Origin of the sequence: Streptococcus sp. NLN64 (assembly GCF_015831295.1) — a bacterium.
Classification (GTDB): Bacteria; Bacillota; Bacilli; order Lactobacillales; family Streptococcaceae; genus Streptococcus.
Genome location: NZ_JADXDQ010000011.1, coordinates 1 through 25,922, shown reverse-complemented (window position 1 = coordinate 25,922; position 25,922 = coordinate 1). Strand labels below are relative to the sequence as shown.

General features: G+C 44.3%; 19 protein-coding genes, 1 tRNA gene and 2 rRNA genes. All 22 read right to left on the bottom strand.

Annotated elements, in window-relative coordinates; translation table 11 throughout:
• Window positions 1-420: 420 nt before the first annotated feature.
• Entirely contained in the window at window positions 421-2,499 is a 2,079-nt protein-coding gene (gene fusA, locus I2503_RS02885) for an elongation factor G (RefSeq protein ID WP_196966955.1), read from the bottom strand.
• A 342-nt stretch (window positions 2,500-2,841) separates the two neighbouring features.
• The gene (gene rpsG, locus I2503_RS02880; protein ID WP_135038063.1) at window positions 2,842-3,312 is read right to left on the bottom strand and encodes a 30S ribosomal protein S7; all 471 of its coding nucleotides are present in this window, start codon (window positions 3,310-3,312) and stop codon (window positions 2,842-2,844) included.
• Window positions 3,313-3,330: 18 nt separating this feature from the next.
• A complete protein-coding gene (gene rpsL, locus I2503_RS02875) occupies window positions 3,331-3,744 on the bottom strand; it encodes a 30S ribosomal protein S12 (protein WP_135038061.1) in 414 nt (137 codons plus the stop codon).
• Window positions 3,745-3,983: 239 nt separating this feature from the next.
• A complete protein-coding gene (locus tag I2503_RS02870; RefSeq protein ID WP_196966954.1) occupies window positions 3,984-4,559 on the bottom strand; it encodes a hypothetical protein in 576 nt (191 codons plus the stop codon).
• Window positions 4,556-5,392: a pur operon repressor gene (gene purR / locus I2503_RS02865; RefSeq protein ID WP_196092052.1), complete on the bottom strand. Its 837-nt coding sequence runs from the start codon at window positions 5,390-5,392 to the stop codon at window positions 4,556-4,558. Before purR ends, I2503_RS02870 begins: the two co-directional genes overlap by 4 nt.
• Before the next feature lie 240 nt (window positions 5,393-5,632).
• Complete coding sequence (locus tag I2503_RS02860) at window positions 5,633-6,577, bottom strand: 3'-5' exoribonuclease YhaM family protein (RefSeq protein ID WP_196092051.1); 945 nt, start codon at window positions 6,575-6,577, stop codon at window positions 5,633-5,635.
• Window positions 6,567-7,817 (bottom strand): DNA recombination protein RmuC, encoded by a 1,251-nt coding sequence (gene rmuC / locus I2503_RS02855; protein ID WP_196966953.1) that lies wholly within the window; start codon window positions 7,815-7,817, stop codon window positions 6,567-6,569. The genes I2503_RS02860 and rmuC overlap by 11 nt, the downstream gene beginning before the upstream one ends.
• A gap of 3 nt (window positions 7,818-7,820) precedes the next feature.
• Window positions 7,821-8,456, bottom strand: coding sequence for a thiamine diphosphokinase (locus I2503_RS02850; RefSeq protein WP_196966952.1), 636 nt, complete (start codon window positions 8,454-8,456; stop codon window positions 7,821-7,823).
• On the bottom strand, window positions 8,449-9,114 hold the full coding sequence (gene rpe / locus I2503_RS02845; RefSeq protein WP_196966951.1) for a ribulose-phosphate 3-epimerase: 666 nt from the start codon (window positions 9,112-9,114) through the stop codon (window positions 8,449-8,451). Before rpe ends, I2503_RS02850 begins: the two co-directional genes overlap by 8 nt.
• On the bottom strand, window positions 9,111-9,980 hold the full coding sequence (gene rsgA, locus I2503_RS02840; protein WP_196092047.1) for a ribosome small subunit-dependent GTPase A: 870 nt from the start codon (window positions 9,978-9,980) through the stop codon (window positions 9,111-9,113). The genes rpe and rsgA overlap by 4 nt, the downstream gene beginning before the upstream one ends.
• An 8-nt stretch (window positions 9,981-9,988) precedes the next feature.
• The gene (gene rsmA / locus I2503_RS02835; RefSeq protein ID WP_196966950.1) at window positions 9,989-10,861 is read right to left on the bottom strand and encodes a 16S rRNA (adenine(1518)-N(6)/adenine(1519)-N(6))-dimethyltransferase RsmA; all 873 of its coding nucleotides are present in this window, start codon (window positions 10,859-10,861) and stop codon (window positions 9,989-9,991) included.
• Between the two features lie 1,882 nt (window positions 10,862-12,743).
• A complete protein-coding gene (locus I2503_RS02830) occupies window positions 12,744-12,983 on the bottom strand; it encodes a GlsB/YeaQ/YmgE family stress response membrane protein (protein WP_196966949.1) in 240 nt (79 codons plus the stop codon).
• Between the two features lie 9 nt (window positions 12,984-12,992).
• Window positions 12,993-14,231 (bottom strand): aminopeptidase, encoded by a 1,239-nt coding sequence (locus I2503_RS02825; RefSeq protein WP_196966969.1) that lies wholly within the window; start codon window positions 14,229-14,231, stop codon window positions 12,993-12,995.
• A 14-nt stretch (window positions 14,232-14,245) separates the two neighbouring features.
• On the bottom strand, window positions 14,246-18,625 hold the full coding sequence (locus I2503_RS02820; RefSeq protein WP_196966948.1) for a PolC-type DNA polymerase III: 4,380 nt from the start codon (window positions 18,623-18,625) through the stop codon (window positions 14,246-14,248).
• Window positions 18,626-18,729: 104 nt separating this feature from the next.
• Window positions 18,730-19,995 carry an LPKTxAVK-anchored surface protein gene (locus tag I2503_RS02815; RefSeq protein WP_196966947.1) on the bottom strand — a complete coding sequence of 422 codons (1,266 nt, stop codon included), beginning with the start codon at window positions 19,993-19,995 and terminating at the stop codon, window positions 18,730-18,732.
• Window positions 19,996-20,366: 371 nt separating this feature from the next.
• Window positions 20,367-21,194, bottom strand: coding sequence for a class B sortase, LPKTxAVK-specific (gene srtB / locus I2503_RS02810; protein ID WP_196966946.1), 828 nt, complete (start codon window positions 21,192-21,194; stop codon window positions 20,367-20,369).
• A gap of 106 nt (window positions 21,195-21,300) precedes the next feature.
• On the bottom strand, window positions 21,301-21,981 hold the full coding sequence (locus I2503_RS02805) for a hypothetical protein (RefSeq protein WP_196966945.1): 681 nt from the start codon (window positions 21,979-21,981) through the stop codon (window positions 21,301-21,303).
• Between the two features lie 35 nt (window positions 21,982-22,016).
• A complete protein-coding gene (locus tag I2503_RS02800) occupies window positions 22,017-22,499 on the bottom strand; it encodes an LPKTxAVK-anchored surface protein (protein WP_196966944.1) in 483 nt (160 codons plus the stop codon).
• Between the two features lie 364 nt (window positions 22,500-22,863).
• Complete coding sequence (locus I2503_RS02795; protein WP_196966943.1) at window positions 22,864-24,909, bottom strand: hypothetical protein; 2,046 nt, start codon at window positions 24,907-24,909, stop codon at window positions 22,864-22,866.
• A 180-nt stretch (window positions 24,910-25,089) separates the two neighbouring features.
• Window positions 25,090-25,163: transfer RNA gene (locus tag I2503_RS02790), tRNA-Asn, on the bottom strand.
• A 9-nt stretch (window positions 25,164-25,172) separates the two neighbouring features.
• Window positions 25,173-25,288 (bottom strand): 5S ribosomal RNA (gene rrf, locus I2503_RS02785).
• A gap of 427 nt (window positions 25,289-25,715) precedes the next feature.
• A 23S ribosomal RNA gene (locus I2503_RS02780) occupies window positions 25,716-25,922 on the bottom strand; the annotation flags it as partial.

The window sequence follows — 25,922 nt, the reverse complement described above, 5'->3', positions numbered from 1 at the left end:
AAGGCAATCCGATGAAGACAGAACTGAGGGTTCGGCGAAGAGGATTAACACATTCAGATTTTGAAATGTAATGAGTATTAAATACAAGAAATTTTAGTCAGAACAACTCAGAAGTCCAGACCCCTTCCATGCATTTCAGGACGTTTTCACGACATTTTAGAACATTCCTGTTACAAATCCCCAATCATCTGATAAACTGTCTTTGAAAACCAAGTAGCCTATCAAAGTGATTTCTATTTCCTCGGTTGTGACCATTACGCTAGTTTTCTAAACATCTTGACCGCAACCACAACCAAACCTTTACTGAACTTCCACGATCCTACTTTGAGGGAAACTTGGTTTTCTGCCGAGAGGAAACTCTCGGTTTTTTTGCAGCAAAAAAGAGGAAGTCTTCATCTTCCTCTTTCTTTATTTTAGTGATTATTCACCTTTTGCTTTCGCAACGATTTCTTCTTGTACAGACTTAGGTACATCTTCGTAGTGGTCAAATACCATCATGAAGGTACCACGTCCTTGTGATGCTGAACGAAGAACAGTTGCATAACCGAACATTTCAGCAAGTGGTACATAAGCACGAACGATTTGGCTGTTACCGTGTGCTTCCATACCGTCAACACGTCCACGACGAGCTGTAACGTGACCCATAACATCACCAAGGTTTTCTTCTGGAACAGTGATGGTTACAAGCATCATTGGCTCAAGGATCGCAGGTTGAGCAGTCTTAGCAGCTTCTTTCAATGCAAGAGATGCAGCGATCTTGAAGGCTGTTTCAGATGAGTCAACATCGTGGTAGGAACCATCGTAAAGTTTAGCTTTCACGTCAACAAGTGGGTATCCTGCAAGAACACCGTTAGCCATTGACTCAACCAAACCTTTTTCTACGGCTGGTACGAATTCACGAGGAACCACACCACCGACGATTGCGTTTTCGAATTCGAAACCTTTTCCTTCTTCGTTAGGTGTAAATTCAATCCAAACATCACCGAATTGTCCTTTACCACCAGATTGACGTTTGAAGAATCCACGTGCTTGAGTAGCAGCACGGAAGGTTTCACGGTAAGATACTTGAGGAGCACCTACGTTCGCTTCAACCTTGAATTCACGTTTCATACGGTCAACAAGGACATCCAAGTGCAACTCACCCATACCAGAGATAACTGTTTCACCAGTTTCAACGTTTGTTTCAACGCGGAATGTTGGATCTTCTTCAGCCAATTTTTGAAGGGCAATCCCCATCTTATCTTGGTCTGCTTTAGATTTTGGCTCAACCATCAATTGGATAACTGGTTCTGGAACGTTGATAGACTCAAGGATAACTTTAGCTTTCTCATCTGTCAATGAGTCACCAGTTGTAGTGTCTTTCAAACCAACAGCGGCAGCGATATCACCAGCGTAAACTGTTTCAATTTCTTGACGGCTGTTTGCGTGCATTTGAAGGATACGTCCGATACGCTCACGTTTACCTTTTGAGGTATTCATAACATAAGAACCTGAGTTCAAGACACCTGAATATACACGGAAGAAAGTCAAACGACCAACGAATGGGTCTGTCATAATCTTGAATGCAAGAGCTGCAAATGGCTCTTCATCAGATGCAGGACGAGTTTCTTCTTCTTCAGTATCTGGGTTGATACCTTTGATAGCTGGGATATCAAGTGGGCTTGGAAGGTAGTCAAGGACTGCATCCAACATCAATTGAACCCCTTTGTTCTTGAAGGCAGAACCACAAAGAACTGGGTAGAATTCTACGTTGATGGTAGCTTTACGGATAGCTGCTTTCAACTCTTCGTTTGTGATTTCTTCCCCTTCAAGGTATTTCATCATCAAGTCTTCGTCAGTTTCTGCAACTGCTTCGACCAATTTTTCACGGTATTCTTCTGCTTGCTCAAGGTATTCAGCTGGGATGTCCTCTTCAAGGATATCTGTACCAAGGTCGTTGGTATAGATTTCAGCTTTCATCTTGATCAAGTCAATAATTCCGCGGAAGTCATCTTCAGCACCGATTGGCAATTGAATTGGGTGTGCGTTTGCTTGCAAACGGTCATGTAGAGTGCTTACTGAGTAAAGGAAGTCCGCACCGATTTTATCCATCTTGTTGGCAAATACGATACGTGGAACACCATATTCAGTAGCTTGGCGCCATACAGTTTCTGTTTGTGGCTCAACACCAGATTGGGAATCCAAAACGGTTACCGCACCATCCAAAACGCGAAGGGAACGTTGTACCTCGATTGTGAAGTCCACGTGTCCTGGGGTATCGATGATGTTAACGCGTGTGTCTTTCCATTGAGCAGTTGTCGCAGCGGATGTGATTGTGATTCCGCGCTCTTGTTCTTGCTCCATCCAGTCCATTTGGGAAGCCCCTTCGTGGGTTTCACCGATTTTGTGGATTTTACCAGTGTAGTAAAGGATCCGCTCAGTAGTTGTAGTTTTACCAGCATCAACGTGAGCCATGATACCGATATTACGAGTTTTTTCTAATGAAAATTCGCGAGCCATTTGTCTCTCCTATAATTTATTTTTTTAATATTATACCATATTCCAAGAAAAGCAGATAGGTAAGACCCACCCGCTTCTCCTGAATTATGCTGGTACATCCTCGTACCTTCTAATTGAACCCGAGTGGCCTGCTTGCAACGAAAAAAGATAACTCTCATTGAACGCAAAGCATTCTGCTTCGATTTCCTATTTTTCGTAGGCAGGCTCACTCTTGGTATCTTAATCTTAGTTGAATTTTAGCTACAAATGTCTGCCAAAAAGATAAAATCTCCTAGCAACCGAAATTGCTGCGTCCATTTTCCTATTTTGGCTAGCATTTGTTTAACGCTAAAATATCCTATCTTACCAGCGGAAGTGTGCGAAGGCACGGTTAGCTTCAGCCATACGGTGAGTATCTTCGCGTTTCTTAACAGCTCCACCAGTGTTGTTTGCTGCGTCCATGATTTCTTTTGCAAGACGGTCTTGCATTGTGTGCTCACCACGGTCACGCGCGATTTGTACCAACCAACGTAGACCTAGAGTTGTACGACGCTCTGGGCGAACTTCAACTGGGACTTGGTAGTTAGAACCACCAACACGGCGCGCACGTACTTCAAGAACAGGCATGATGTTTTCCAATGCTTGCTCGAAGACTTCAAGTGCATCATTACCAGTTGCTTCTTTGATTTGATCGAAGGCACCATAAACGATAGATGCCGCTGTACCACGTTTACCGTCCATCATAACACGGTTGATCAAACGTGTTACCAATTTAGAATTGTAAAGTGGATCTGCTAATACTTCGCGCTTAGGCGCTTGGTTTTTACGACTCATTCTCTCTTATCCCCCTTCTTATCCTTTAGGACGTTTAGTACCGTATTTAGAACGACCTTGTTTACGATCGTTAACACCGGCTGTATCCAAAGCACCACGGACGATATGGTAACGTACCCCTGGAAGGTCCTTTACACGTCCACCACGGATAAGCACCACACTGTGTTCTTGCAAGTTGTGTCCGATACCTGGGATGTAAGCAGTCACCTCGATCAAGTTGCTCAAACGTACACGAGCAAATTTACGAAGAGCTGAGTTCGGTTTCTTAGGTGTCATGGTACCAACACGAGTCGCAACACCACGTTTTTGTGGTGAGTTTTCACGAGTTGGGACACGTTTCAAGCTGTTGTAACCAACGTTCAAAGCTGGTGATTTAGATTTTTCTACTTTTGATTTACGCGGTTTGCGAACCAATTGGTTAATTGTAGGCATCTACATTCTCCTGTAATTTTTTATTTTTGGATATCAGGCACCGGTGACAGCCCTGAGACGGTGTACTTTTGCAACATTTGTCAGCACGTCTCTGTACACTTTTGAGAGACCAAAAGTAAAAAGTACCGTCAACTATAGTAGCAAATCCTTCCGCTTCTGTCAATTGTTTTTTGATAAAAATAGAAAGAAAAAGCGCAAAAAACTAGCTCCTCTGACATCAAAAGAGCTAGTCTTGTTCCCTATTCTATAACAGTGCTTTCACCTGCCGTCGTACTCTCCGTTGCCGGAACCACCGGTTGCGGTGTCTCATAGGTTGGAACAGAGTAAGCTGGCTGCGGTTGCTCCACATAGGTGGTTACCTGGCTAGCCGCTGGCGCTGCCGGCGCAACTGGCGCGGCAGAAGAAGGCGCTGGGGCTGCCTCTTGTGAACTTGAGGAAGAACTCAAGGTTTGAAGATCCAAGCCCAAGACAGTCGCGACAGCTTGCAACCGATTGTTCAAGTCATTTTTCCGATCTCCGTCTGGAAGAGCATCAACCTTTTCCTTAGCCGCACGTAGGTTTCCCTCATTCTGCTCTTCTTCAACTTTTTTCACAAGATCCTCTGCCTCTTCAAAGGCTTCTTCTTCTGGCGATTTGCTGCTAGAGGAAGAAGAGGAGGAGGAGGACGGTGCTGTGATTCTTGTTTGGGATTGTTGACCTCGCTGCATGCTGCGTGCAACTGCTAAGCCCATCATCAAGACCAGCATCAAGAGGGCCAAAATAAATATGCGCACCCAAATGGAGCTCTGGTCAAACCGATCTAAAAACTGCTTCACTCTGTAACCTCATTTGTACTTTCTGTAAAAATATTTCCAAGTTCAACATCTACCTGCATCGCATCCACGTCAATCTTGGTCACCCGTAAGAGGGAGCGGTAATCAAAAGCTTCACGCTTCTCTTGGGCATTGTCAGCAAAAACGGCAACACCTGCCAAGCTGGAATCAAACTCATCCAAAAGGCTAATCATCCCACGAATGGTTCCGCCGCCTTTGAGGAAATCATCCACAATCAGTACCCGGCTGCCAGCCGGCAAGCTCCGCTTGGAAAGAAACATCTTTTCAATCCGTGAGCTAGAACCAGACGCATAATTGACGCTGACCGTCGAACCTTCCGTAATTTTCAAGTCCCGCCGGACAATGACAAAGGGTACGTTCAGGACGTTGGCTACCGCATTGGCCAAGGGAACCCCTTTGGTCGCGACGGTCATCACTGCATCAATAGGCTCATCTTGAAAGGCCTTGGCAATAATACGACCAATGCTCTTCAACAATATTGGGTTGCTCAAGAGATCGGACAGGTAAATATAACCTCCCGGCAAAATCCGATCACTGGCTGATAATTGCTCCCGCAACTCTTCTCCAATCTGGAGACTCTCTTCTTTAGAAATGGAAGGCTTGAAAATGACACCCCCGCCAGCACCTGTGATGGTCTCGATATGACCAACTTCCATCTCTTCAAAGGCCCGCTTAATGATCACAATATCTTCAGAAATAGAAGATTTAGCCGTTTGATACTTGGACGCAAATGTATTAAGACCAGTCAACTCATACGGATGGTTAATCAAATAGTTGGAGATCACAACCATCCGCTCACTTCTTCTTAATTTCATTTCTTCAACCTATTTTTTCTTGTTTTTTACAATTATATCACATAACATGTAAAAACGTTCGGCTTTTTTTCATTTCCTCTGGTCTTTCAGGAGGGGCTGAAGAAGAATAAATAGAAAACTTCGCTTATTTTCCCCTAGCATCCTTCGGAATTTATGCATCCCCTGAAATCCAAGAACAATCTTTGACAGGTATCACCATCCGTTCCACCATTGCTCTGCCTAAATCCCACTTCGTCTGGGCTAGTCTTCCAATAGCGGTTTATAAAAGTTTCGGTTGTCCAAAGCAAAAATACGGGCAGTCATTTCACCAGGACCTACCTTGTCTAAAGCGCTTGTCATCATCATCATGCTGGCGTCCATGTTATCAATCATATGGATAACTTCAGCTTCCATAACCTGTGGTCGGACCGGGCTACCGTATTCCAACAAGCCATGGTGGCTGAGGACCACATGGCGAAGAAGAACAACATCTTCCTTTTCATCGTCGATACCTAACTCCACCAAGACCTTGGTGATTTCTTCATCAATCAAGGCAATATGGCCAATCAAATTCCCACGTACAGTGTACTCAGTATGGTCTGGGCCTGTCAACTCAAGCACCTTGGCTAAGTCATGTAGGAGAATGCCCGAAATCAGTAAACTCAAATTTAGTTGAGGGTAGATCTGAACAATAGACTGGGCCAGCCGCAGCATGGTTACCGTGTGAAAGGCTAATCCTGTTTCAAAAGCATGATGATTGGTCTTAGCTGCTGGATAGGTATAGAAGGCTTGGTCATACTTTTGAAAAAGAGCCCGAACCACGCGCTGCCAGACTGGATTTTCAATTTGGAAGATGCATTCCGAAACATACTCCCGTAATTGGACCGGGTCTACCGGTGGCTCTTCCTTGTAGAGAGCCGGATCTGTTGGTTCACCAGCCCTAGCTAGGCGGATCGAAAGCTGATTAACTTGTGGAGTATTGTTGTAAACTTCCCGCCGTCCACGCATAAAAATCACGCGTCCAGCTTGAAAATCTTCCACATTTTTCTCTTGAGCATCCCAAAGCTTGCCTTCAATCTCCCCTGTATTATCTTGGAAAGTGAAAGCCAAGTAATTTTTTCCAGCCCGAGTCTGCCTTAAATCTGCCTTTTTGATGAGGTAAAATCCTTCAAAGAACTCATCTTTTTTCATTTGATTAATTTTCATGTTTTCCCTCCTCTGTCCATGAGAGCAAGTTGGCAAGGTCTAGTTCTTCTTCTAATTCAATCTGCCGCAAGCTGCGCTCAATGGCTCTGCTGCGGACTCCTATCAATTGGTCTAGACTGCCGCTTGCGGTGCGCAGTTGTTCTTGGGTTTTGTCCAAGACCCGGCCAAAGTTTTGAAATTCCTTTTTGACCGCAGCCAGGACTTGGCTGATATCCTCTGCGTTGCGCTGTAGGTGAAGGGTCTTAAATCCAACAGCTAGCGAATTGAGCAGGGCTGCCAAGGTCGATGGTCCAGCCAGAACCACCTGTTCTTCCTTGCGCAACTGATCCAGAAAGAGTGGATCTCGAACCAGCTCTGCATAAAGGGCCTCCGTTGGTAGAAAGAGGATCCCAAAGTCTGTGGTTCGCGGTGGCGCAATGTATTTTGTTTTGATGTCACGCGCAAATCCCTTGACCGCCCGTAACAAGTCCTTACGTGCCTGGGCCACCGCCTCCTTGTCACCTTGGTCAAAAGCCTCTTCCAGACGGTAAAAGGATTCCAGAGGGAATTTGGCATCAATAGGTAAGTAGACCTCCTGCCCGGACGGTCCTGGAAACTTAATTGCGTATTCCACCCGATTTCGTGATTCTGGTACTAAGGCAAACTCCCGCTCATATTGATGCGGCGCCAACATATCTTCTAAGATTTGACCCAGCTGGATCTCCCCTAGAATTCCTCGACTCTTACTGCCGGAGAGGACCTTGTTGAGGTTGCCCACATCTTGAGCCACAGTCCGCATCTCACCCAAGCCTTTATTCACACTCTCCAACTGCTGGGAGACGGTTTCAAAAGAAGTGCGCAAGCGACTTTGCAGAGTCGTTTCCAATTTCTCTTCCACGGTTTGCCGCATAGCCTCTAAGCGGGCTTCATTAGACTCCTGCAAGCGACGCATTCCTTGCTCCGTCTGCTCCCTATTTTGAGCCAGACTGGTCCGAACCTCCGCTCGCAAGTCCTGCATTTCTTCCTGGATGTTGGCTTGCTGACTAACCAGACGGTCGGTCAGCTGCAATTCCAACTTACCTTCACGTACTTGGGCATCCTTGGCCAACTCCGTAAAACGAAAATCTAGTTGGTCCGACAAGCGGTCAATGTGGTTATCCCATTCCCGCTTTTCCTCCTCGCGCCCCCGCTGCAACGCTTGATAAAGCTGGTAGCCCAAGAAAATATTCACAATTCCTAATAGTATCAGCACCAGCTCCATGGTTCACCTCCTGTCCCGTGAATAGATGATAATAGCATAGCCCTTTTCCACCCGCAGACGAATCGGACGGTCTAAGAACTCATTTGATCCATAAATTTTTTTATAAAAATAATTAGAGGCATTAAGCGGATACCGAGCTCCCTCTATCTCAAAAGGGCTATCCGGTTCCACCATGAAGGAAACATAGGTGAATCCAACTAGGGGCGCCACGGTCTGCCAGCCAGGACCGCGGTATAGGACCCGATTCTGGTCGTCCACCAGCTGAACCCGATCTAGGAGAGGAGCGAATTCTGCCTGACTAGGCCAAAACAAATTGGCCAAACTATGGTCCAAGCGGCCTCCCAAGGCCCCATAAACCGTTACTTCTCCCTGCGGAAAATATTCCAGCACCACCCGAAGGGCTACTTCTAAATCGGTATCATTCTTCTCTGCCGCCAACTCCACCACATGCTGGGCATGCTCAAAAATACGGTTCCGCTCTTCAATCGTCACCGAATCAAAATCACCAACAGCCCAATCAAGCGATAAACCTGCTTCCAATAAGGTTAAACAACCCCGGTCAACCCCAATGGTCACCTGGTCCTCAAGTGGCAAAGAGAGCCCTAAAGGCCCTCCTGCGACAATTACAATCTTAGTCATTTACACGTAACGTCTGGCGGAGCTTGTCCACCCCCTCTTCCAGACCCCCGTTAAATAAGTAACTACCCGCTACAAAGACATTGGCTCCTGCCTCTGCCGCTAGCCCAATCGTCTTGTCATCAATACCACCATCCACTTCAATGTCAAAGTCTAGGCCTTTAGACTCACGCAAGGCTGCCAACTGGCTAATCTTCTCCAAAGTCTCCGGCAAAAAGGCTTGACCTCCAAAACCAGGATTAACCGTCATGACCAAGACTTGATCAACCAAGCCCAGCACATGTTCGATGGCTGAAACCGGTGTTCCAGGATTCATAACCACACTGGCCTTCATCCCCAATTGCCGGATTCGTTGCAAGGCTCCATGAATATGAGGAGTTGCTTCCACATGAATGCTGATGATATCCGCCCCCGCACGCGCAAACTCCTCCAGATGACTCTCAGGGTTGCTAACCATCAGGTGGCAATCAAAAACGAGTTGGCTGTGACGACGGAGACTGGCTACCACACCTGCCCCAAAACTAATATTGGGGACAAAATGACCATCCATAATGTCAATATGCACATACTCCGCACCGCTAGCTTCAATCCGTTTCATATCGGTCTCAAAATTCGCATAATCTGCACTTAGAATCGATGGGGCAATGAAGAATTTTCTCATTTTTTTCCTCCCTTTTTGTAGGTCACACGGCGCTGCTCCACTTCACTCAGGAGCTGCAAGTAATTGTCAAAGCGGAAGGTCGCAATAGCACCTTCCTCCACGGCTGGTTGTACAGCACAAGCTGGTTCGTGGCGATGGGTACACGTCCGGAATTTGCAGTCATGGCTGAACCTTCGAATTTCCGGAAAGGCATTGTTCAAGTCTTCTGGCTGACTAATTTCATAATCAAGAGAAGAGAAACCTGGAGTATCCGCAATCTTACCTCCAAAGAGATCGTAAAGGGTTACAGCCCGCGTCGTATGGCGACCCCGACCAAGACTGGAGGAAATCTCTCCCGTCTCTAAATCCAGCCCCGGCGCCAAACGATTCAGTAAGGTCGATTTCCCCACCCCGGTCTGACCCATAAAGACCGTCAGCTTATCATGAAGCAAGGGCTCTAACTCCTCTGGTCGACTGACCATGGGATAACCAATACCAGTATAGACCTCTCGGATAGAATCCAGCTCTGCGGGATTCGCCAATAAATCTGTTTTCGTCAAATAGATAATGGGGGAAATCCCCTTGTGCTCCAGCAAAACTAGGAATCGATCTAACAGATTCAAATTCAAATCCGGCTCCCGAACAGAAACCAGAACAACCGCCTGATCGATATTGACAATCGGTGGTCGAACCAGCTCATTTTTACGCTCTGAAATCGCTAAAATATACCCCTCAGATTGCTCCTCTGCAGAAAATTCTACCCAATCCCCTACATAGGGAGTCTGGCCTTTTTTTCGAAAATTTCCCCGAGCTCGGGTTTGATAGACCTGACCTTCCGCTTCTACATAGTAGAAACCAGCCAAGGCCTTAATAATGCGTCCTTGCAAATTCTTTCTTATCCTTTCTGCTCTTCAAGCGCTCTCGCTAGGCTGGCAAACTCTTCCAAGCCTAGGGTTTCACCCCTCACGCTTGGCGCAATCCCCGCCGCTTCCAAAGAACGGCTAAGCCAGTCCTTGGTTTCTGGATCCTTACCGAAATAAGCCTGTAGGTTATTCCAGAGTGTCTTCCGACGATGGTGGAAACTGGCCTTGACCAATTTAAAGTAAAAATCCTCATCTGAAACTTCTACGGCCGGTTGAGGGAGACGTGTCATTTTCAAAATCGCACTATCGACGTTCGGCGCAGGAACAAAAACTGTCCGTGGAACAATGAAAGCCACTTTGGCCTCCATATAGTACTGGACAGCGACCGACAAGGAGCCATAATCCTTAGTCCCCGGCTGCGCCGAAATGCGATCCGCCACTTCCTTTTGCATCATAACAATAAATTCCGCAAAGGGAATGCCACTTTCTAAGAGATGCATGAGAATCGGAGTCGTGATGTAATAAGGTAAATTAGCAACAACCTTAATGGGCAAGTCTGGATTGCGGAAACGGCTTAGCTGCTCCGCCAAATCTACCTTGAGAATATCAGCCTGTACCACTTGAACATTGTCAAAGTCTGCCAAGGTTTCCCCCAAAATCGGAATCAAACGCTCATCAATCTCAAAAGCCATCACCTCAGCCGCTTGTTCAGCCAAAAATTCGGTTAAAGCCCCAATCCCTGGCCCAATTTCAATGACATTCACTTCCTTGCTCAACTCAGCAGTATCCACAATTTTCTGCAAAATATTGGTATCCGTCAAAAAGTTCTGCCCAAATGATTTCTTAAAGGTAAAACCATGACGCTCCAAAACAGCACGCGTCACACTATAATCTGCTATCCTCATATCTATATCCCATCTGTTACTCGAAAGATTTCGAAATCTGTCTAGGCAAGCCGATGAAGGTTGAACTAGAGGTTCACCGAAGAGGCTTAACAAAGACATATTTTGAAATATAATGAGTATAAATCTTTTACTACTATTATACCCTATTCTCCAATCCAAACCAAACAGAGCCAATAAATAATCGAGAAGGAGGGGATCATTGAAAGATCTCTTTTAATATTAAATGGATAACAATTACAAACCATAACCTAAGGTTTATATGCTTAAATAAAAATCACAAAAATCTGTTTTTTCTTCCGTTCAGAACAAATTGACTACCATTCAGAACATTTAGGTTTAAAGCACCACTTACCGTGCTATACTGGACCAGCAGAAAAGTATCTCTAACGAGGCGTGTTCGGATAACGCGCAGACGGTAGCTCCATATCTATAGAAGGGGGTGTTGCCTATGAGCACATTGTCAAAAATCTATAGAGAGGAGAATTTCTTTTGGACTGGTTTTACCTAGTCGGATTGACTATCGAATTTCTTTCCCTGTTGATTGAAATCCTTAGCCTCTATCTCGACTACCACAACCAAAACAAAAAGAAATAACCGTCTGACTTTAGCGAGGTTGACGGTTATTTCTTAACTTTTCATGCTGAGCTACCGTTCTATACGGTTCTGCCGAGGGATGAGCACCAACTCATCCCTTTTTCTAATTTTAGTTTACCACCTTCCGTCGAAGAAGTAAAGGGAAAACTTGGAGTATACGGAATCTAAAGTTACTTTCTATTTCGCGCTAATGAAGATTTATTCCAAGCATGGAAAATATATGAAAACACCAACTACACACTGTAACAAAATTTACTTCTAGAATAGATAACTTTAGAACCATACTTCTTTTCGGGATGAACATTCTCCCACAATTATCACTTATTTTGGCGTTTATTAACAACAAAAATAAAAAATGACAGCCAGCCGCTATGAACTTGATTGATTGATTAGCGGCTAACTGTCGAATATCATTCGTCCCAATCGTAGTCACAAGATGAAACGATCTTTTTTATCTTGTGACAAGTGCATAGCTTAGTCAAATTCCAAATAGAATTTGACGTTTGTTGATGAGTTGGTTCACCAATCATCAACAATAGCTAAGCGTAAAACGGTCTACTTGAGGTTGAGCGGGAACTCAACCTCTCTCATAACAACTATAGCAGATAGTTTGGACAAAGGCAAAAAATTATCGGTTTGAATTCTCAAATTCATTTTTCGCCTACAAGTATCTACAGCAGTTTCGCTAAGGAACTGCTTTTTTATTTATAGCATTCGAAATCCTTAGCCTCTATCTCGACTACCGCAATCAAAACAAAAAGAAATAACCGTCGTACTTTTAGCCTGGTAGACGGTTATTTCTTAACTGTTTCACTTGAGCTACCGTTCTATACGGTTCTGCTGAGGGATGGGAGTGTGACCGAAATTGGTCATTTTGAAAAAATGCAATTTTGTCGTCACACCCCCGCACAGTTGATTAGAATTGTTCAGAGCTATCAAAGCGATGGAGCAATTCAATCAACCACTGCGCTAAAGAATTAGATTGTAATTATAGAAAGAAAATTACAATAAAATTCACAAATATATTCCCTTTTTCTATTTTTAGTTTACCACCTTCCGTCGAAGAAATAAAGGGAAAACCTATGAATAACTTATCACATAGTCGCTCCCCTTTTGGTAGGAGACTGATACAAAATTCTCAACTTTCCTATTTGGATAGTAAAACCACTTTGACGCAGTGGTTGATTGGTGTTTTCGTTCGCCCGTTAAGCTCCGAAAACAACCTAATCAACTTTGCGGAGGTGGGACTACGAACTAAATTTTAATAAATTTAGTTCTGTCCCACTCTCTATCCCCTAAAATCATTCCGTCTGACGAAAAGAACGAGTAGGATACAAGATCCGAGGATGGCTGGGACAAAGGGAACTCCCCAAAGTTGAGGGCCCCAGTTGCCAAATAAGGTTTGTCCTAACCAGGAGCCCAACCAGCCAACAAGGATATTGCCAATACAGCCCATGCGGTCTTCACGATTGGTTAAAGCTGTAGCTACTAGGCCTGTCAAAAAACCTGTAAGAAGGGAAACGATCATAAAATCCTCCTAAATAGCCCATTCACCCTGACGGAAGATTGGAACACGGCTACCGTCTGCTCGGATACCATCAATGTCCATTTGACCTGAACCAATCATAAAGTCCACGTGGACGTCAGACTGATTCAAACCTGCTGCTTGTCGTTCTTCCACAGTCATCTCTGTTCCACCCTCAACGCTAAAGGCATAGGCAGAACCGATAGCCAAGTGGTTTGAAGCATTCTCATCAAAAAGAGTATTGTAGAAAATAATGCCTGATTGAGAAATTGGACTTTGATGTGGAACCAAGGCCACTTCTCCCAATGAACGAGCCCCACGATTTTCAAAGACGAGTTTTTCCAGTGTCTCTTGACCGCGACTAGCCTCTACTTTGGTGATCTGGCCATCTTGGAAGTGAATCTTGATGCCTTCAATAATGGTGCCATTGTAGCTAAGAGGCTTAGTGCTGGTTACATAGCCGTCTGCTCGGCGATAGTCTGGAGCAGAGAATACTTCTTCAGACGGCATATTAGCCAAGAAATAATCCCCTGCTTCATTCCGGCTACCAGCACTTTCCCAATGATGGTTTTCAGGCATACCCAAAATTAAATCTGTGCCTGGAGCTTGGTAATGGAGGGCTGTAAACTGTTCAGCATTGAGAATGGCTGCCTTCGATTCCAATTTTTCTTCATGGTCAATCCAGGCTTGGATTGGATCTTCTTCATAAACTCGACAAGTTTTAAAAATTTGATCCCAAAGTGCTTCTACTGCGGCTTCTGAACTCAAGTCTGGAAATACTTTCTCCGCCCAAGCTTGACCAGCAGCTGCCGCTACCAACCAAGAAACTTTGTTGGATTGGGTTGCTTCCCGCATGGGAGCCAAAGCTTGGTTGGCTGCTCGAACCGACATCGCCATCCGGTCCTCAGGAACACCTGCTAAACCATCTGGATCGATGGAGCGAAGTGCTAAACGACTCACGCGGTGTTCAATTTGATAGTTCATGCGGGCGATAACATAATCCGGAATCTCTGTCAAAAACGTCTCATCCGCATGGAGCAGCTCTTCTTTCTGGATGGCTTGATCGCTCCATTGAACCACGACATGACCTGCACCTTGGGCATAGGCTTCCGCGACAAGCATACGTGTAAAGACTGCCTGTTCCACTTCCGCATTGATTAAAAGAATTTGTCCTTCTTGCACATTTAGCCCACGTTTGATTAAGAGATGAGCATACTTTTTCAAAAGATTTTCAAAATTTTCCATTCCTATTTCCTTTCTTGAGCCTAAAACAAATCATCAAAAAGGCTCAATTGGTTGTCTTCAGGCATATTTCCTAAAATGCCCATTTCATTCATTTTGTCGACGAGGGTAGATGAGAGGCCGCCGCGTTTGCGAAGCTCCGTCTTACTGAGGAACTCCCCTTCTTCACGCGCTGCCACCAATTGTTTGGCAACGTTCTCTCCCAAGCCTTCCAAGGCAACAAAGGGCGGGATGAGCGTATCCCCATCAATCAAAAATTCAGTCGCTTGGCTACGGTAAAGATCCAATTTGCCAAAGACAAATCCACGCTCCAACATCTCATTGACCAATTCCAAGGTTGTGTAAAGATCGTTTTCGACATTGGTAGCTTGGTTATTTTTCCGTTTTTCACGGATGTCTTCCATCCGAGCCTTGACAGCCTCTAGTCCACCGGACATGGTTTTCAACTCGAAAGCCTTGGCACGGATCGAGAAATAGGCACAGTAATAATAGATGGGATGGTGAACCTTAAAGTAGGCTACCCGGAGGGCCATCATCACGTAGGCCGCCGCATGGGCTTTGGGGAACATGTATTTGATTTTTCCACAGGACTCAATATACCATTCGGGTACATTGTTCTCCTTCATAGCCTCGATATACCCATTCCGTTCTTCTTCGGAAATTTTCAACCAAAGTCCCTTCCGCACGCGCTCCATAATAGTAAAGGCCATCTTTGGTTCCAAGCCCTTGTGCATGAGGTAAACCATGATGTCATCCCGACAGCCGATAACTGTTGACAAATCCGCAATTCCTTGGCGAATCAAGTCCTGAGCATTTCCCAACCAAACATCGGTTCCGTGGGATAGACCAGATAGCTGTAACAACTCCGCAAAGGTTGTCGGATGGGTCTCATCCACCATTCCCCGGACAAAGTTGGTTCCAAATTCCGGAATTCCTAGCATCCCCGTTGAGGTACCAATCTGATCCTCCGTTACCCCTAGAATCTCGGTTCCCGAGAAGAGGGCCATAACTCCCGGATCATCCGCCGGAATTTCCTGCGGATCAATTCCGGACAAGTCTTGCAGTTTCCGAATCATGGTCGGATCATCGTGTCCCAGAATATCCAATTTTAAGACGTTTTCATCGATATCGTGGAAGTTAAAGTGGGTCGTCTGCCACTCCGCCGTCACATCATCCGCCGGATACTGCACTGGCGTGAAATCATAGACATCCATATAATTGGGAATTACAACAATCCCGCCCGGATGCTGCCCCGTTGTCCGCTTAACCCCCGAAGCACCAATCGCCAAGCGCTCAACTTCGGCCTCCGAATACATCTTTTGATAGTCGCGTTCATAGCCTTTGACAAAACCAAAAGCGGTCTTATCTGCCACCGTACCAACCGTTCCAGCCCGAAAGGCATATTCCGCTCCAAAGATATCTCGGACATCCAAGTGGGCACTGGGTTGGTCGTCTCCAGAGAAGTTCAAATCAATATCGGGAACCTTATCCCCATCAAAGCCCAAAAAGGTTTCAAAGGGAATGTCCTGCCCATCCTTTTTCAAAGGAAGACCGCACTCCGGACAGTCCTTATTAGGGAGGTCAAATCCAGAACCAACCGAACCATCCGTGATAAATTCACTATACTGACAACCTGGACAATAATAGTGAGGCGACAAGGGATTGACCTCAGTGATTCCGATCATAGTCGCAACAAAAGAGGACCCTACAGAACCACGGGAACCAACCAAGTAGCCACGCTCATTCGACCGTTGCACCAACATTTGCGAGCTCAAGTAGATCACGGCAAAGCCATTTCCCAAGATAGACTTGAGTTCTTTTTCAATCCGCAAATCGACGATGTCCGGGAGCGGATTCCCATACATTTCAAAGGCCTTCTCATACGTCAAGCGGGCAACTTCTTCCTCTGCCCCTTCAATATAAGGCGTATAAAGATCATCCTTAACAACTTCCACCGCTTCAAATTGACGGCTGAAATTCTGAGTATTGGTCACCACAATCTCATAAGCCAACTCCTGACCTAGGAAAGCAAAGTCATCCAACATCTCATTGGTTGTCCTAAAATGAGCTTGGGGTAGTGGAGCTGGCTCTGCCTTCTCACCGTAGCCAATCGGACGGTTAATCATGGCTCCTTGGCCTAAACTACGAACAATGATCTCACGGTAAATGGCATCCTCTGGCTCCAAGTAATGGACGTTCCCCGTCGCTAGAACAGGCTTGCCAGCTAGACGACCAACCTCAATCAATTGCCGAATCAGGTCTTGAATCTCCGCTTCACTCTGAACCTGCTCCTGAGCCAACAGCGGAGCGTAAAGGGCAGGAGGCATGACCTCAATAAAGTCATATTGGGCAGCCACTTCTACCGCCTTCTCAAGTCCCTTGCTGAGAAGGGTGTCAAACACCTCCCCTTCCTGACAGGCTGACCCCATCAGCAAGCCTTCCCGATAATCTTCCAATACGGACTTAGGAATCCGTGGAACACCCGAAAAATATTGGGTATTAGACAAGGAAACCAATTGGAAAAGATTTTTCAAGCCCGTCTGGTTCTGGACATATAAGGTTGCATGTTTGACCCGTGCCTTCTGATAAGAGGATGGATTAATCACCTGTTTGTTAAGCTGGTCAAGATTGGTAACCCCAAACTTTTCTGCTACATCCTTGATAAAGATAAAGAGCAGGCGACCGGTTGCTTCCGCATCGTAATTGGCCATGTGGTGATGTTCCAACGCAACCTGGAAGCGCTTGGTCAAGGGACCCAAACCATGCCGCTTATACTCTGGATACAGATTCCGCGCAAACTCCAAGGTGTCAATCACCGGCTGGCTAATCAAAGGTAGGCCGTGCCGCTCATAGTTAACATTCATGAAGCCCACGTCAAAGGTTGCATTGTGGGCTACCAAAACAGCATCTCCACAGAATTCTTGGAACTCCTTTAGAACCTGCTCCAGAGGTTTAGACCCCCGCACATGGTCATTGGTAATTCCAGTCAAATTCGTGGTGAAGGCCGACAAGGGATGACCTGGGTCGATAAATTCGTCAAACTCAGCAATCACATTCCCCTTGTACATCTTAGACGCCGCCACCTGGATGAGATCATTGTAGACAGCCGACAGACCTGTAGTCTCCACGTCAAAGACCACATAAGTCGCATCTGACAACTCAAGATTCTGCTCATTGTATACAATCGGAACCCGGTCTTCGACCAGATTGGCCTCCATCCCATAAATCAGACGTAAACCAGCCTTCTTAGCCGCCTTATAACCATGCGGGAAGCTCTGCACGTTCCCATGATCCGTAATGGCCAAGGCCTCATGACCCCACCGACTGGCTGTTGCCACCAATTCCTCCACCTCTGGCAGAGCATCCATGGTCGACATATTGGTGTGCGCGTGAAATTCCACCCGCTTTTCGCCGTCTGGCATCAAATCTTTCCGAGGATGATGGCTAATTTCCTTAACCTGCTGCACATTCATGGTCAGAGTCTGCGTGTATTGATTCAACTCCACATTCCCCCGGACCCTAAGCCAAGAGTTTTTGCGGATCATCTCAAACTTTTTAGCTTCCTCTTCATTTTTTGCCCATTTTTGCAAAGCAAAACTCGACGTATAATCCGTCATCTTGAAGGAAATCAAGACTCGACCCGTCCGCATAACCTTATGCTCCAAGGCGAAGACATAACCCTCAAAGGTTAGTCCCCGTTCCTCCCCTTGCACATCGATCATAGGTGTAATCTTAGACTTGTCCAAAGCCACAGTCGACGTCGACCGTTGCGAATAATCCGGAACCGGTGCAGGCGCTGGAGCTTCCTTAGGAAGAGACTCTTCCAGAGACGCCAAGGATTCCTGAGCCGCCAAAAGCGCTTGCGCCCGCTCCTCTTCAAAGAAAGTCCGCTCCACCTCAGATAAGGCTTCCTCCACCTGAAGCTGGCAGGTCAACTGACCCAGACCAAAGTCCTCCAAAGCCTCCTCCAAACACGGAAGATACTTCTGGGTAAAATGGTCCATATCCAGATTAGCAGCCCCCTTGAGGTAGAGAATTCCCTCATCTAAAACTACTTCTAAATCCTTAAAGAGAGACTTGAATCCCTGACTGGAACAAGGCCCCTCTTCAAAAGCCTCTCGATAATAAGCCTCTACTAAACCCGGCTCTAAAACTATCTCACGCGCCCGAATCCGGAAACGTGCCTGATTACCGGTTTTGGAAAACTCCTCTGATAATTGCTGCTTGAGAACCCGATAAGCCTCAATCGGCAAAACCCGATCAAAGACAAAGGTAAACTCCCAAACCCGACTCTTCTCATGTAGGATCACCGAATCCAGCTCCGCCCCCTGAAACAAGGAAGAACGCAAGAACTCCCCCGGCAAAGCAATCTGATTCATTAAAAGCTGAAATGTATTTTCCATGCATCCTCCTGTATCCCTCTATTTTAACACAGAGGAAGGATGAGGACAAAAAAAGACCAGACGAAATCTGGTCTTTCCACTCAATTACTGATAGTAATCAAGAATTATTTTACAGCTGCAGTGTTAGGAAGAACTTTTTGTCCTTCTTTAGCTGGTTTAGCAGCTTTCTTAGCATCATTTACAGCAGCGTCAGTTGATTTAGATTCTTTTGAACCTTTTTCAGATGAAGATGCTTTACTTGATGAAGAAGTAGCTGATGATGAAGCCTTTGTTGAAGAAGACTTGCTTGATGAAGACTTGCTTGATGATGTCTTATTAGCATCTTTTGAGCTATCATTCTTATTAGATGATGAAGGTACATTTGGCTGTGGTTTAACACCATCAACAGCTTTTGAAACATATGTTTGAGTTACTGATCCAATTGCAGTATAAACAGTTCCAGCTTCAGCTTTATCGATAGCTACTGACCAATTGCCATCTGCATCAACTACAGCACTATAACTCTTAGTAGACTTGTTTGGTAATTGAGCCACAACTGATACACTCTCTCCAGCAGCACCTTTACCTGATAACACTACAGAACCTGCTTTAACATCATAGACATTAAATACAACTGTTGTTTCAGGTTTTTCAGCTTCTGGTTTTTCAGCTTCCGGTTTCACTGCTTCTGGTGTCCCCGCTTCTGGTGTTGGTTTTACTCCGTCAACAGCTTTTGACACGTTGGTTTGCGTCACTGATCCAATTGCAGTATAAATAGTTCCACCTTCTGCTGCATCCACAGAAACACTCCAATTACCATCTGCGTCAACTACAGCACTATAGTTTTTCGTAGCGTTGTTTGGTAATTGAGCCACTACAGAAACGCTCTCTCCAGCAACTCCCTTACCAGATACAACTACAGAACCTGCTTTAACATCATAGACATCAAATGAAACAGTTTCTTCTGGTTTTGTTTCTTCTGGTTTTGTTTCTTCTGGTTTTGTTTCTTCTGGTTTTGAACCTTCTGCAGGAGCAACCACTACAGGCACAGTTTTCTTAGGATTTGTAAATGGAAGTGAATTACTTGTTACAAGGAATTTTTGACCTTCCACTGCTGCATCTACAGGAACACTCCATGTACCGTCAGCTGCTACCACTGCAGAATAGAATTGACCCGTTGCCAAGTTTTGAATAGTTAGGTTATCATTAGCAACACCAGTTCCAGAAAGAATAGTATCACCAACTCCTACAGGATTCACAATCATTGAAGCAGAAACTTCATTGGCTACAACAGTATTATTTACACCAACAGATGCGATAGGTTCTGTCGCTACAGCTACGACCGCAACTGCAGCAAGAGCCATGGTCGAAACCAACAATTTTTTCTTCATAATCTTCTCACTTTCTAGGCCAAAGCCATAAACAATTTATAGGATTTCTCTAAAAGAAACAACCTACTACAATTCTATTGTAGCACAAACTAAATTGAATACAAGCTAAAAAATGAAACGACAAGTTTAAAAATACGTTTTCTTCTTATATCCAAAATGAACTTTAAGACCAATCCTAATTGAGTAAAGCGTGATTTAGTCCTAACCCCATTACTTCACAATGGTCTAGACAAAATTCATCATCTTGATATACTGGTACTACCGTACTACCTATCTTTTAAAAATTGACACCTTTCCCATCAAAAAAAAAACTAGAAAGCGGATAGGCTCTCTAGTTTCATGTTATTTATGAATAAATATCTAATGTATTATTACTCTTCACGTGTTGGTGTATAAACCAATTTTTCAGCATTTTCTTGAACAAAGCTTTGAACTTCACTGTCTGGAATTTGGCGAAGATAAAGATTTGCACGAATGGAAGGATCTTCCTCACGACAAGTTGAAAGAACCAAATAACGATCATCCGCCTTCATAGTCACACCTGTTTTTTTAATCTGAGCGTCTTTATAGACATTTTCAAGCTGTTCTACAAAGTCTTGATCAGAATCAAAGGAAGTACGATAAAAAGCAGTGGTTTCAGGAACGATAATCATAGCGATTGCTTCATAATAGAAGGTCCGTTCTGGAGTTTCAACAACTACATAAGGATGAGCATCAAAGAATTCTTTCTCGCTGTAAAAATTGACATCGTTAAACATGCGACTATCTGGAGCTTGACTTCCTCGAGCATGTCCGAACAACCAAGTTAGACGATCACTAAAGTCTTTTTTGTTGTCCATATCCATAAAGACAGTTCCCATAAATGGCTCATTACCACCATCAAAAGTCTTGTCCAAATAGGTTTCATTATCTGTAGTCTGGACAACAGGTTCATCCAAATTTGTACCTGGTGCATAAACATAAGCTATAGTATCTGGATTGGTAGCAAGCAAAGGCTCAAACCGAGCTTGAAGATAAGCTTTTTCTTCCTCAGTAGGTTGGTAAGTAGATTCCTGTTTTGCTTGTTCTGTTTGTGATTGAGAGCTTGATGAAGTCTCTTCGCTACTGTTTGACGAAGAAGAACTACAACCAACGAGAATTAGTAAAAGACTTGAAAGAAGAATTAATCCAGCTAAAAGGGAACGTAAATGTTTTTTCATTTCTAACCTCTAAAACAATACAAGAAAAGCGAGAGTCTAAAGCGGAATAATCCATTGCCTAGTCTCTCGCTTTCAGCACAACTAATCTATTCGATTGTCAGTCTTATTATTTGACAGCAGAAGTGTTAGGAAGAACTTTTTGTCCGTCTTTCTTAGCTGCGTCTTTTTTACCTGCTTTAGCTGCTTTTGCTGCATCTTTCTTAGCTGCTTCAACTGCAGATTTTACAGCTTCTTCAGTTGATTTAGATGCTTCTGAACGGTCATCAAGGTTAATTTTCTTACCTGTATTCTTTTCGTAATCTTCTTCGATACGCATTTTGTTTGGTTTATTAGCTTGCTCAGGTGATTCTTCATGGAAGTTACCTTGAGCTTTAGCAGCTTCAATGTATCGTTGGCTCAATTGTGCTAAATATTTATTGCGTGTTTCTTTTTTAGCTTGTTCAAGAGTTTCATCATACTTAGCTTGAGCTGTGGCTACATTTTCAGCATACTGATGATTAGCTTCAGCATTCACTGCTGAATCCAAAGCTTTCTGAGCTTCAACAACGGCAGCTGTTTGTTTAGCTTCGTTAGCAATATCTTCTGCATGTCCATCAACAACCATTGTCGCTGCATCCATTGCATCACGTGGTGAAACATATGATTTTTGGTTCAATGGATTTTGAGAATACATGTTACGTCCATTAGTTGAACCTTCAGTAGTTCCTGTTTGAACGTCTGCAGAAACGACAGACGCACCTAATACAAGTGCTGCAAGTGCAGCTGTAGAGAAAAGTAGTTTTTTCATAGTTCGTTACCTCTTTATAAATATTTACTCAAAAATTATTTAACTGCAGCTGTGTTAGGAAGTACTTTTTGTCCTTCTTTTGCAGAAGCTTTAGCAGCTTTTTTAGCTTCCTTCACAGCAACTTCAGTAGATTTTGTTTCTTTTGAAGCGTTATCAGATGATGATGAAGTTGAAGTCTCTTCGGCTGAAGTTGAAGAGTATGTTGAACCTTTGATGTTATCGTAATCAGCTGAGTTTGCACGTACTTGATCAACTTGTTTTTCAAGATCTAGAGATGGATCAATGGTACGACCATTTTGAGCTGCTTCTTTTTTGATAGCGTCAATTTGATCTTTGTTATATCCATTATCAATAGCTTCCTCACGATACTTCTTGAATGCAGCGATTTCTTCTGGAGTATATCCTTGGCTTGCATTAAAAGCATCTTGTGCAGGAGTATTCTCAACAGCTAATACAGTTGTTGTCACTGTCAAAGCAGCTGCTGCAAGAACTAGTGTTGAAGTAAGAATTTTTTTCATAATAAAACCTTTCTTTTTTAAGTCTTATGACTCTAAAAAATTTATTGCTTCGACAGTTTTCGCAGCAGGTTTCTTCAACAAGAAACTCTACAGCACTATCTATAGCAATTCTATTGTATACATAAATAAATCGGATGTCAAGTTTTTTCTTAACTTTTCCTTAAAATCAAAAATTTTTACGAAGAACCTCATATATGGATGGATTTCGTGAAATTTTCATGAAAATTAAGGTTGCTTTAGAAAGTAAACCAGGGGTTGAAATCCCTTGGTGTTACTGGATTTCCGACTTATCTGTAACAAAATTGATTATATAAACTTGCTTCTCGAAAGTCAAGTATTTTAAGTTGATTTTAAGAAAATCTTCCTACTTTTTGATCAATTCTTCGAATAAATGGGTGAGAGGTTTATCTGAAACGACTTCGACTTGGTAGTTTGGCCCTTGTAGATTCTGGCTGCGAAGGATTTGCACACTGCCATCTTCTTTTTTGATAAAGAAGTAACGGAAGGTGCTATCCCCCTCATTGGCTCTGTAATCAAAAATATCTAGAATTTGATCCTGGTCAGACAAGGTCTGGCCATCCTCAAAAACTAAATCCACCTTCTTGGAATCAGTAGCGTCAAGAGTACTTGGGGTGACCCAGGTATAGCTGCCTGAATCCAGGCTATCTAGATAGCTCTGTAGGGTTTGATGTTTTTGATTGCTCCATTGAACTTCTTGATTTGACCCCTGGTTGCTGCTTGTCGTGCTCGTTTCAGTCTCGCTTGCTTGACTGCTTGAACTAAAGTTAGAGGATGAAGAAGTATCCCTCTCCTCTTGGTTACTTGCGGTGCTCGGACTTGCAGAACTGCTACTTGTAGAGCTTGTGCTTTGCTCGACAGAACTTTCAGCAGTCACAGCACTGCTTGAACTTGCTTCGCTACTTGAGGCGCTAGTTCCTTCTTTTGATTGTCGGTGGTAACGTTGACTAGCTGTGATTTGACTAAAGTCACTAACCGGGCCTCGGTCCTGAACCCAACGAAGGGTCTCTAAGCGTCCATCTTTCAAGCGGAGTCCGATTGCGACATCTTGACCTCCATCAATCATCCAGGATTCGGGACTAATAACATTCCATACTTGATCCCCTTCAAGAATTTGATAGACACCTTGTCCTTGGTCTTGCAGTTGGCTAATCTGGAAGCGAGCAGTCCGTCCATTTAACTGAATCTGACCACTTCCATCTGCGTTGAGTTCAAGGAAGCCATCCTCAGTCTGCCAGCGCCCGATTAAGTTGGTTGGAACTGAGTCTAAAACCACACCTTCATTTCCACTACTTGATGTGCTTGTCTGTGTTTCTTCTTCCCCACTACTTGAAGAAGTGCTGCTAGTGCTACTTGAACTAGAGGAGTTAGAAGTGCTTGAAGATTTCCGAGCTTCCGCTTCTTTGCTTTGGGAGGCAGATGCCTGTGCTGCCCTTTCTCGACTTTGGGACGCTGATACACTGGCTGCTGCAGCCTTAGCTTCCTCCGAAGCCTGAACTTGTGCTTCCTTCATGGCTGATTTGACGCTAGCTCCAAAATCCAAGGCAACCTCAACTTGATCACTTGCTGCCGAAACTTCAACCGTTTTGGATTCAGTAGTAAACTCTTTGCCCATATAATAGAAGGAAGCATGAATCTCCAGTTTCTGATCTTCCAGCAACAGCAACTTTTTACTCAATCCATCCGCAACCTTTTTACCATTCACCATGAGTTTGACCTGGGAATAATCGCTTGCCTGGCCCGGTAGTGTGGCAACCAGCTCTTTTTCCACAGCCGTCAAATCCATCTCCAGTTGGTTGCTTTTTGCTTTTTCAAAAGGCAAAAGAAGATTTGTATCCAGCCGACCAAACTCTGTTGAGGCTAAAAGGGCTAGAGGTTGATTGGTAAGTTTAACACGTCCTAAATCAGTGGCTTGGTTTTTAGGCACGGTCTGGCCGTCTATCGTTAGGGCCTCGAGATTAGAGGTTACCTGTACCGCAACAGGGTAAGAGGACACGCGGTAAGTATCAAAAAAGAAAAGTGTCTTACCATCCTCAACCAAACCCAAAACCTTGTTTCCACCAGCATCTTGGTAAACCTTGGCTCCAGCCTTTTGATCCTTCAGTTCCTCTAAAATGTCTTCCACTTTTAAACCATTATCCTCAAGGTAGCCCACAAAGCCCTGAGCGTCCTTGCTTGTCCACTTACTACTTGGCGTAGACAAGAGCTTAGCTAGCTTCTCATAGTCCTCTGCCTGAACAGCTTGCGAAAAGCTACGAATGGCCGCATCCGGTCCTGTAGCTTGAACAACATAGGCTCCCGTGCCCAAAGCCAATCCTACTATAGCCAGGCCAGTCAATTGAGCCTGTTTTTTTCGATTCCATCTAGACTTATTCCGTCTTCCTTGCGTCATATGCTCACCTCGATTCTCAATTTCGAAACCAATTCGTTACTACTATTATAAAGGGAGGAAAAACAAGAGTCAAAAAAAGACCTCTTGCGAAGTCAAACAAATATGAAAATGAAACCTATCTTTAAAGCTTGTAAATTCGATGAAAAAATTGGACAAAAAAGACCCCATAAGGGGTCAGAACTCCGCCAGTAGGACTCGAACCTACGACATCATGATTAACAGTCATGCGCTACTACCAACTGAGCTATGGCGGATAAAGAAAAGCTAAGCGACTACCATATCTCACAGGGGGCAACCCCCAACTACTTCCGGCGTTCTAGGGCTTAACTGCTGTGTTCGGCATGGGAACAGGTGTATCTCCTAGGCTATCGTCACTTAACTAAATTTTCTATTTTTTTGGCCCTGGCTGTGTCGTCTGCGATTCGATAATCCTTAGATTTATCTCATCTTGACTTCTTGCCATCTTCCAAAAAAATGTTAAAATTTTATTTTTCTCGAATCATTTGGACTTTTCCTTGTCTCGGTAATCCTTAGATTGACCTCGACTGGATTCCTTGATCTCATCCAAATTATTTTTGAAAAATCTATCTCTGAGTGTTAAGAACACTCAAAATTGAATAGCTATACAGGATATTAAAGCCGTCCAGCTTGCTGGCGCTTCAAAGGAAAAATAGGAAATCAGACGAAGTGTCTTTAGACACTAGGAAGATTTATCTTTTTTCCACAGAAGCGAGGCTGTATTCAACTCCACTTAGAAAGTCTCAAGTCTAACCTCAACTTGCATTTGAGTTTGTCATTTCTTGACTTCGGATAAGTCTTCGAGCTATTAGTATTAGTCCGCTACATTGCTCACACAACTTCCACTCCTAACCTATCTACCTGATCTTCTCTCAGGGCTCTTATTCATTGCTGATGGGAAATCTCATCTTGAGGTGGGTTTCACACTTAGATGCTTTCAGCGTTTATCCCTTCCCTACATAGCTACCCAGCTGTGCCTCTGGCGAGACAACTGG